The organism is Candidatus Deferrimicrobiaceae bacterium (genome assembly GCA_035256765.1).
Classification (GTDB): domain Bacteria; phylum Desulfobacterota; class Deferrimicrobia; order Deferrimicrobiales; family Deferrimicrobiaceae; genus CSP1-8.
Map to the genome: position 1 here is coordinate 1 of DATEXR010000116.1, position 2,080 is coordinate 2,080.

The 2,080-nt window shown below is 62.5% G+C and carries 3 protein-coding genes; all 3 read right to left on the minus strand.

Going from position 1 to position 2,080, the window contains the following annotated elements:
- The coding region (locus VJ307_03815) for a hypothetical protein (GenBank protein HJX73261.1) at nucleotides 1-499 on the minus strand (499 nt) is incomplete at its 3' end.
- Between the two features lie 112 nt (nucleotides 500-611).
- Nucleotides 612-1,820, minus strand: a complete 1,209-nt coding sequence (locus VJ307_03820; protein HJX73262.1) for a GTPase domain-containing protein — start codon at nucleotides 1,818-1,820, stop codon at nucleotides 612-614.
- A 10-nt stretch (nucleotides 1,821-1,830) separates the two neighbouring features.
- A partial coding sequence (locus VJ307_03825) for a hypothetical protein (GenBank protein ID HJX73263.1) occupies nucleotides 1,831-2,080 on the minus strand: 250 nt, incomplete at its 5' end.

Genomic DNA, 2,080 nt, shown 5'->3' on the forward strand with positions numbered 1-2,080 from the left:
GCAGGCGGATGACGCACGACTCGGCTTCCATGATGAGGGAGGCGGAGGTCGCCACGAGCTTGAGGAGCCGGGAGAGGTCGAGCGTGGAGATGATGTTGATGCCGGCCTCGTTGATCGCGGCGATCTTCGTCATCCGCTGGGACGCGGTTTCCTCCCGGAGGGATACCCCCACCGAATCGGAAAGGAGAAGGACCGCTTCCTGGAGGGCCCCGATCTTCTCCGCGACCACTCCGCTTTGGGACACGGACTGGATCATGAGAACCCCGAGCGGTTCGTCGGCCGATACGAGCGGGAAGAAGAACATCTCGCCGCGCAGACGGCTGTCCGCCGACCGGTGGACCTCGCAGAGCGTGATGACCCTCCGTTCGCGCAGGGACAGATCCTCGATCGTTCCCGCCGCGGAATGGTGGACGACCTGGGCGGCGGGGGATACGCGCAGCGTGGTCGTGCGCAAATAGAAATCCTCGGTGTCCCTGTCGAAGAGGAGGATCGAGGACACCGAACCGGGGAGGAATCCTCCGGTTTCCTGGCAAAACTCCCTCAGCCTCTCCTCGATCGGCTTCCCGGACCTGAGAATTTCCCCTATGCGCCGCAGATAATCGGCAGGCATATCACTCCCGTCCCTCCTCCATGGAGACGCGTATGCGGATGCGCACGGGTTTCCCCGCCGCGTCGAGGAAAACCGCGGGCAGTACCGCATGTCCTCCCGGAGAAATGAACACCTCCTCGAACTTCAGGAACGTAAGCCCCTCCCCCTCCACTTTCATGGAAACGCCGGGACGGGTGACCTCCGCCGGCGCGGGCTCGTCAAACCTGTCGGGAATCTCGATCTCGATCTCTTCGGGGACTTCGACCGGAGCGCCCTCCTGCCAGGCTTCCTCTTTCCCGGCAGGTGTTTCTTCGGGAAACGATGCCGGGGAGACCTCTCTCGGCGGGGTGATCAACTCCAGCCCCTCCGGGATCTCCGTCTCCTCGGGGATCTCCTGGACCTCCAGGATCTCCTCGAGGTCCGGAATCTCCTCCGCGGAGATTGCACCCAGGCCCTCGGCAGCCTGCGGAATATCCCGCGGTTCCTCCTTGGGCCGGGTTTCCCGCGTCTCCCGGACCTCGGGGATCTCCTCGATCTCGGAGATCTCCTCCAACGGCTCCGGCTCCTCCGGTTGCGGTTTGATCCTGGCGGCGACATCTCTGATCGCCCCGGGACCCTCCCCTTCCGCCGTCTCCCCCGGAAGAAGGAGGGTCTTGCGAAGGGAGGCAAACACGAGCCGCGAGATGGCCACCAGCGTCTCGGCCACCCCGACGCCTTCCTTGGCGATCCCCTCGAAAACGGGGATATTCCGGTCGTTCAGTTGCGCGTTCAACTCCGACACGGACGAGATCTTCCGCAGGTCACGCTTGTTGTATTGCATCACGAAGGGAAGATCCTCGAGCTTTTTTCCGTAGGTGGAGAGGTTGTCCCGCAGGTTGCTCAGGCTCTCGAGATTGCTGCTGATCATGTCGACCTGGGAATCCGCCACGAAGACGACGCCGTCGACGCCCTGGAGGACGAGCCGCCTCGTCGCGTTGTAATAGACCTGGCCGGGCACTGTGTAGAGATGGAACCGCACCTTGAACCCCTTGATCTGGCCAAGGTCCACCGGCAGGAAGTCGAAGAAAAGCGTCCGGTCGGTCTCGGTGGGAAGGGAAATGAGTCTCCCCTTCTGCTCCGGCCTCAGTATCTGATGGACCATCTCGATGTTCGTGGTCTTGCCGGAAAGACCCGGACCGTAATACACGATCTTCGCGCTTAACTCTCTCGTGGCGTAATTGAAAAGTGCCATCCCGTCTCTCCTACTTTCGACTCTGGACCACCCGCTTCTTCGCCTCCGTGCGGATGACCATCGATATGTTCCGGTTGCGGGCCAGAAGGGCCAGATCGCTGACGGGAAGATGCCCAAGGAACCGCATCGCGACGGCGGGGGGGGTCCTCGGGTTCGCCACCAGGAGCAGTTTCACCCGGACGTTCTTCGCCCATTCCCGGCTTTCCGCGATGGCCCGGAGAATATCTTCATTCGTCAGCGTGGACCCGGCGTATGCGACC

What these genes read in the sequence shown, in the direction of transcription:
- VJ307_03820 (HJX73262.1), bottom strand. Translation starts at nt 1,820, where the DNA reads ATGGCACTTTTCAATTACGCCACGAGAGAGTTAAGCGCGAAGATCGTG.